Consider the following 7,544-nt stretch of genomic DNA (forward strand, 5'->3'; position numbering starts at 1 on the left):
GTTCAGTAAAATTATCTCTTTCCTTTCAGCGTTAAAATACTTGAAGCAAAGATATTACCAAATTCCTCCAACTCTTTGAGAAACCCTGCTACTTCCTTTTTGAAATTTGATTTGTAATTTTGCATTTCGATATTTATATTTGATATTTAATATTTGATATTTGATATTTGATATTTGATATTTATTTATTGTCTCCCCTAAATCCTATTTTGCAGACCCTTAACATAGTCTAAATGATTACTCATTTCTTATCCCCCAAATGCATCTTTAAATTTATCAAAGAAACCCTTGTCCGTTTTAATTTCACTGCCACTAATTCGACCTAATTCTTCAAAAAGTTGTTTTTGCTTCTCAGTTAATTGAGTTGGGGTAACAACGATTACTCGGACAAACTGGTCACCTCTGCCATAACCGTGCAACGAATGAATCCCTTTACCTTTTAGCCGAAAGATCTTATGAGTTTGAGTGCCTGCAGGGATTTTCATTTTAATCCTCTCGCCATCTATGGTCGGCACATTTATCTCTGTGCCCAGGGCGGCCTGGGAAAAACTTATGGGTAGCTCGCAGATAATATTATTATCTTCTCGAATAAAGGTTTTATCTTCTTTAACAAAGATAACTACATATAAATCCCCAGATTCACCTCCATGACCGCCTCCTTCGCCTTCTCCACGAAGTCTAATTTGAGAGCCTGTATCTACTCCTGCGGGAATTTTAACGCTTATCGTTCGCGTTCTTGATATTTTGGCTCGCCCCTGGCATCGTTCACAGGGTGTAGTAATAATCGTTCCCTCGCCATAGCATTTATCACAGGTTTTAGCAATAGAAAAGAATCCTTGAGTATATCTCACCTGTCCAGCGCCTTTACAGGCAGGGCATTCTTTTCTCCCAACACCAGGTTTCCCGCCAGTTCCATCGCAGATAGGGCAAACCTCATTACGGTCAATGGTAATTTTTCTCTCACAGCCGAATGCGGCTTCTTTTAAAGTAATTTCAAGGTCATATCTTAAATCTGCACCTCGATAAACCCTTTTTGTTCGTGCTGTTCGACCTGTTCCAAAGAAATCTCCAAATCCTCCGCCAAAAAAACTACTTAAAATATCTTCAATGTCTGAAAAATGTGTAAAATCAGACCAGGTAAATCCCCTATCACCAAAGATATTTTTCATCCCTTCATGACCAAACTGGTCATATTGAGTGCGTTTTTGCGGGTCGCTTAAAACCTCATATGCCTCAGCTATCTCCTTAAACTTCTCCTCTGCTTCTTTTTTATTATCTGGATTGACATCCGGATGATACTTTTTGGCTAACCGGCGATAAGCATTCTTTATCTCATCGACAGACGCATTTTTATTTACCTCTAAAACTTCATAATAATCTCTTTTTTTAGTCAAAATCCACTACACCTTCTCCCTTTTTAGCGTTCAGACCTGTCTCACGAATCTGACATACTTATTTTTTCTCTTCATCTTCTACTTTAAACTCCGCATCTACCACATCTTCCTTTTTCCCTTCAGGTTCTTGTTTTGGCGGTGTTTGTTCTTCTCTTTGTGCTTGTGCTTGTTGTTGTGCAGAGGCTTGTTTATACATCTCTTCGGCTATTTTATAGGAGGCAGTAGTTAGTTCTTCCATTGCCTTTTTAACGGCATCAGTATCTTTACCTTCTAATGTTGCTTTTAAGTTTGCAATCTTATCCTCAATATTTTTCCGCTCATCTGCAGAAACCTTATCTCCATATTCTTTTAGTGTTTTTTCTGTGGTATAGATTAAAGTATCTGCCTGATTGCGAATTTCTATCTCTTCTCTTTTCTTTTTATCTTCTTCTGCATGACCTTCTGCCTCTTTGACCATTTTTTCAACATCATCTTTAGATAAACCACTGGATGGTGTTATTTTTATCGCCTGTTCTTTTCCAGTGCCAAGGTCTTTTGCTGAAACGCTCACAATTCCATTCGCATCAATGTCAAAAGTTACCTCAATTTGAGGTATCCCTCTTGGTGCCGGCGGAATACCAACCAGGTCAAACCTACCCAGACTTTTCATACCGTGGTCATAGACCATAGCCCGTTCACCCTGTAAGACATTAATGGTTACTGCGGTCTGATTATCTGAGGCGGTTGAGAATATTTGAGATTTTTTCGTTGGAATGGTGGTATTTCGCTCAATTAATTTAGTAAATACCTGTCCCAGAGTCTCTATGCCAAGAGATAGAGGCGTTACATCCAGCAGAAGAACATCTTTCACCTCGCCTTTCAAGACACCGGCTTGAATAGCCGCACCAACAGCCACTACCTCATCTGGATTCACACCTTTATGCGGCTCTTTACCAAATAATTCTTTGACTACCTGTTGAACTCTGGGCATTCTGGTCTGTCCACCAACTAAAACCACTTCATCCATCTCTGTAGGTTTAAATCCTGCATCCTTTAGTGCCTGATGGCAAGGACCGATGGTTTTATCAACTAAATCATCAACCAATTCTTCTAATTTAGCTCGGGTTAAGGTAAGATTGAAATGTTTAGGTCCTGAGGCATCTGCGGTAATAAATGGTAAATTAACATCAGTCGAAATGGTTGTAGATAACTCACACTTGGCTTTTTCAGCGGCTTCTTTTAAGCGTTGGAGTGCCATTTTGTCTTTACGCAAATCAATTCCCTGCTCTTTTTTAAACTCGTCACAAAGATAATCTATTACTCTCTGGTCAAAGTCATCTCCGCCAAGATGGGTATCACCGTTAGTTGCCTTAACCTCAAAAACACCTTCGCCAATTTCCAGGATAGAAATATCAAATGTTCCGCCTCCCAAATCATAAACGGCTATCTTTTCATTTTTCTTCTTATCCAATCCATAGGCTAAAGACGCGGCGGTTGGTTCGTTAATTATTCGTAATACCTCAAGCCCAGCAATTTTACCGGCATCTTTCGTTGCCTGTCGTTGAGAATCATTAAAATACGCCGGCACAGTAATGACCGCCTGGGTTACTTTCTCACCAAGATAACTTTCTGCATCCTCTTTTAATTTCCGTAAAATCATCGAGGAAACTTCGGGTGGTGAATACTCTTTGTCTATGACCTTCACCCCGGCATCACCATTTTTTGCCTCGATAACTTTAAATGGCACCTCAGAAATCTCTCTGCCGACCTCGGCGTATTTTCTTCCCATAAATCGTTTAATGGAATAGACAGTATTTTCCGGATTAGTAATTGCCTGCCTTTTAGCTATCTGGCCAACCAATCTTTCACCTGTTTTGGTAAAGCCAACGACCGATGGAGTAGTTCTTCCACCCTCGACATTGGCAATTACCTTTGGTTCACCACCTTCCATAATGGCTAAGCAAGAGTTAGTAGTTCCTAAATCAATTCCGACTACCTTTGACATAATCTATCATCCTCCTTATTTTTGGTAATTGGTAATTGGTAACTGGTAATTGGTTAGATGGCTTCGTCCTGAGCTCAGCCAAACAGTATTTAATTACCATTTGCCAATCACCAATTACCAGAATTAAATTCCGTGCGTTATTTGTTCAACACGACACCAGGGTTAGTCACGGCTACCTGTGCTGGTCTGATAACTCGATTATTAAATAAGTAGCCTTTTCTTAATTCCTGAGCAACTGTATGTTCAGGATATTCATCAGATTGTATTTGCATTAATGCCTCATGGATATTTGGGTCAAAAGGCTTGCCAATGGTTTCTATTTCTACAAGTCCATTTTTTACAAGGACATCTTCTAATTGTTTATAAATTAATTCCATCCCCTGTAAAAAAGCCTCTAAATTATGGGTTTGGTGTTCCTCGTTCAATGCCCGGTTGAAACTATCCATTACCGGCAGTAATTCACATATTAACCTTTCATTAGCTAATTTTATAAATTCTGCCCTTTGTTTTTCTTCACGCTTTTTATAGTTTTCAAATTCTGCTTTAAGTCGGCGAAGATGGTCTAAATATTCATCAGCAAGGATTTTCTGTTTTTCAAACTCAGCTAACTCTTGTTTTGTAATACTTACTTTTTCTTCAACCTTCTCAATCTCAATATGTTCTTCTGGTTGTGTAATAATTTTTTTCTTTGACAAATTTTTCCCCTCTCTAATCATACCACATTTTTAAATTAAATTCAACTATTTTTTCGTGGTGGAGACTTTATCTTTTTTAGAATCAGGCTTTTTAGGTTCAGGTTCTTTGTAGCCTATTTCTTTTTTTTCCGCCTCGACATAACTTTTGCTTTTCTGAACATAATCTGTGGCATAGAAGCCTGAGCCTTTAAATAGAAATCCTGCTCCTCCTGTAAATACCCTTTTAACCTCTGCTTTACATTCAGGGCATTTTTTTAGAGGTTCATCTGTAATTTTTTGAAATTCCTCAAATCTAAATCCACATTTTAGGCATTCATATTCATAAGTTGGCATTTTCGCATCACCTACTTAAGTTGGTAATTGGTAATTGGTAACTGGTAACTAAATAGTATTCACCCCTTACCAATCACCAAAAAACAAGGAGTGGGAGTTTTTAGTTCCCACTCCTTAAAATTTTTTCTCACTGCTCACTACTTACTTAATACATATCCCCGTATCCGCCGCCTGGTGGCATAGGAGGCATATCTTTTTTCTTTTCAGGGATATCCGTAACCAATGCTTCTGTGGTCAACATTAATCCTGCAATCGAAGTTGCATTTTGCAGGGCACAGCGAGTTACTTTTGCCGGGTCAATCACACCTGCCTGGACTAAATCAGTGAATTTATCTTCTGAGGCATCGTAGCCAAGATTAGGGTCTTTCTCCAACCTAATCTTCTCGGCGACTATCGAACCTTCTAATCCGGCATTTTCTGCAATTTGTCTTAAAGGTTCTTCTAATGCCCGTCTAACAATCATTGCACCGACTTTTTCATCCCCTTCTAATTTAAGTTTATCAACCACCTGTTGTGCACGCAGCAACACTACTCCGCCACCCGGGATAATTCCTTCTTCAACTGCGGCTCTGGTAGCATGGAGGGCATCTTCAACTCGTGCCTTTTTCTCTTTCATTTCGGTTTCAGTTGCCGCACCAACCTTAACTACTGCGACGCCGCCAGCTAATTTAGCTAATCTTTCCTGAAGTTTCTCACGGTCATAGTCAGAGGTCGTTTCATCAATTTGTAATTTAATCTGTGATATTCTGGCTTTAATATCAGCCGTATCACCTGCACCTTCAATAATCGTTGTATTATCCTTATCAATCGTTATCCTTTTAGCCTGGCCTAAATCGTCGAGTTTGAGATTTTCTAATTTAATCCCTAATTCTTCGACAACAACCCTGCCACCTGTAAGAATGGCAATATCTTCTAACATTGCCTTGCGTCTATCGCCAAAGCCTGGTGCCTTTACCGCCGCACATCGCAATGTGCCACGAATCTTATTCACAACTAAAGTCGCTAATGCCTCACCTTCTACATCCTCAGAAATGATTAAAAATGGTTTCCCTTTTTGAACTATCTTCTCAAGGATAGGTAAAAGGTCTTTCATCACGGATATTTTTTTCTCATGAATCAAGATATATGGGTCTTCAAGGACGCATTCCATTCGTTCGGCATCAGTTACAAAATATGGTGATAAATAGCCTTTATCAAACTGCATCCCTTCGACGACATCCAATTCCGTGGTCATTGTTTTTGATTCTTCGACGGTGATAACGCCATCTTTACCAACCTTTTCCATCGCATCGGCAATTAAATTGCCAATAGCGGCATCCATATGGGCAGAAATAGTGGCTACCTGTGCCATTTCCTTTTTCTCTTTAACCTCTTTGGCGTTTTTCTTAATCTCTTCTACCACGGCCTCAGTTGCTTTTTCTATCCCTCGTTTCAAAGCCATTGGATTAGCCCCAGCGGCAATATTCTTAGTCCCTTCACGGAAAATTGCCTGAGCTAAAACCGTTGCCGTTGTTGTTCCGTCACCTGCCACATCTGATGTTTTCGACGCTACCTCCCTTACCATTTGTGCCCCCATATTCTCATACGCGTTTTCTAATTCAATCTCTTTTGCTACGGTTACGCCATCGCAGGTAATCGTTGGTGAACCAAATTTCTTGTCTAAAACCACATTTCTACCTTTAGGACCTAATGTCACTTTAACGACATTGGCTAAGGTATCCACCCCTTTAAGGGTATTTTTTCTTGCCTCTTCTCCAAAACATAGCTGTTTAGCCATTTGTTTTATACCTCCTTATCTTTTGGTAATTAGTAACTGGTGAATGGTAATTAGTCACCATTTAACCACTTACTTTTAATTTCGTGAAGCCCTATTGATTTTGCCTTGAGTCAAGTCTACAACTGAATTGTCGATTTCTGGATTTTTTTTAATTTACAATTCGCAATTTGCAATCATAAACTCCTTATTCGATAATCCCAAAAATATCATCTTCTCGCATAATGAGATATTCTTTGTCATCAAGTTTTACCTCTGTTCCGGCATATTTTCCAAAGAGAATCCTGTCTCCTGCCTTTACATCCAACGGTTTTATTTCACCACTTTCTAATCTTTTCCCGGTTCCAACAGCAATTATCTTACCCTCCTGAGGTTTCTCTTTAGCCGTATCCGGGATGATAATTCCTCCCTTGACCTGTTCCTTTTCCTCCATTCTTTCAACTAACACTCTGTCTCCTAACGGTTTAAGTTTCATTGTCAAATTCCTCCTTTCTTATTTTAATTTTGGATTTTGAATTGGTTTCAATTCACAATTTCCAATCCAGAATTTTAAATTTCCCTCCCATTTGATAATCTAACTTCCCTTTCTATTAATCACCCCCCTTAATTTATTCAAAATTAGCACTCTCTTTTCTTGAGTGCTAAAATTATAACACAAGATATTTTTGTTGTCAAGAAAATTTTTTACTTATTCAAGAAAATTTGGGTGGTGTCTGAAAATAGCTAATCTCCTCTAACTGGATAGGTAAACCATTTCTCTATACTCCAAAGATGGTCAGTTAGTCCAGCAGCCATGGCCGAAGTTCGCTTCTGCCAGTATCCCTCTATGTCCTTTATTCGTAATGTTCGCACTATCCAACAAAAATTGTAGCTGAATCCAATGAAGTAAGAGATTGCATTATGCAGATTCCACTCCTTCGAAAAGCAATAACTCTTACGCTTCTTTCGTGAGTTCTTCCCACGATCCGTACCATTGTTTCGTTCCACAAATGAGGTATTAATTGTAGTACTCACCCTCGAGCGTGCAAGCAATCTCTCCAACAATTTCACTGTGCCAAATACAATCGTTTTCACCACTTTGACCACACGACCTTTCTCCCGCTTTTTGCTCACTGTAGCATAACACAAATCCTCTGGCATTTTTTTCTCAGACTTTGAGGAATCTCCCAAATCACAATCTTCGCCCAACTTCGCCGCTTAAAAAAATAAGTCTTGTATTATCAACAACTTACAGAGTAGAGAGGTTGAGTTTTGGCACTACAGTATGAATCCCCACAAAATGATTTGACTGTTTTCCCTGGTTGATAAGGTAACTCCAGGGCATTATAAATCTCTTGATGAGATAATTCAGCCTTTGAGGATTT

Annotated in this window: 7 protein-coding genes; all 7 read right to left on the minus strand. The window is 39.1% G+C overall.

The genetic code is table 11. The features are described 5' to 3' along the window. Positions 1-248: 248 nt before the first annotated feature. The 7 genes from dnaJ to AB1422_14050 all read right to left on the minus strand — a co-directional run bounded on the left by dnaJ (position 249) and on the right by AB1422_14050 (position 7,320). Complete coding sequence (gene dnaJ, locus AB1422_14020) at positions 249-1,397, minus strand: molecular chaperone DnaJ (protein MEW6620429.1); 1,149 nt, start codon at positions 1,395-1,397, stop codon at positions 249-251. A 55-nt stretch (positions 1,398-1,452) separates the two neighbouring features. Then, positions 1,453-3,378 carry a molecular chaperone DnaK gene (gene dnaK, locus AB1422_14025; GenBank protein ID MEW6620430.1) on the minus strand — a complete coding sequence of 642 codons (1,926 nt, stop codon included), beginning with the start codon at positions 3,376-3,378 and terminating at the stop codon, positions 1,453-1,455. 137 nt (positions 3,379-3,515) lie between these two features. Continuing rightward, on the minus strand, positions 3,516-4,073 hold the full coding sequence (gene grpE, locus AB1422_14030) for a nucleotide exchange factor GrpE (GenBank protein ID MEW6620431.1): 558 nt from the start codon (positions 4,071-4,073) through the stop codon (positions 3,516-3,518). 45 nt (positions 4,074-4,118) lie between these two features. After that, positions 4,119-4,406, minus strand: a complete 288-nt coding sequence (locus tag AB1422_14035; GenBank protein MEW6620432.1) for a zinc ribbon domain-containing protein — start codon at positions 4,404-4,406, stop codon at positions 4,119-4,121. 145 nt (positions 4,407-4,551) lie between these two features. Then, on the minus strand, positions 4,552-6,183 hold the full coding sequence (gene groL, locus AB1422_14040) for a chaperonin GroEL (protein ID MEW6620433.1): 1,632 nt from the start codon (positions 6,181-6,183) through the stop codon (positions 4,552-4,554). Between the two features lie 184 nt (positions 6,184-6,367). Then, positions 6,368-6,655 (minus strand): co-chaperone GroES, encoded by a 288-nt coding sequence (gene groES, locus AB1422_14045; GenBank protein MEW6620434.1) that lies wholly within the window; start codon positions 6,653-6,655, stop codon positions 6,368-6,370. Positions 6,656-6,903: 248 nt separating this feature from the next. Continuing rightward, positions 6,904-7,320 (minus strand): hypothetical protein, encoded by a 417-nt coding sequence (locus AB1422_14050; GenBank protein MEW6620435.1) that lies wholly within the window; start codon positions 7,318-7,320, stop codon positions 6,904-6,906. Positions 7,321-7,544 lie beyond the last annotated feature (224 nt).

This window comes from bacterium, from assembly GCA_040757115.1.
In the GTDB taxonomy this organism is placed as follows: domain Bacteria; phylum UBA9089; class CG2-30-40-21; order CG2-30-40-21; family SBAY01; genus JBFLXS01.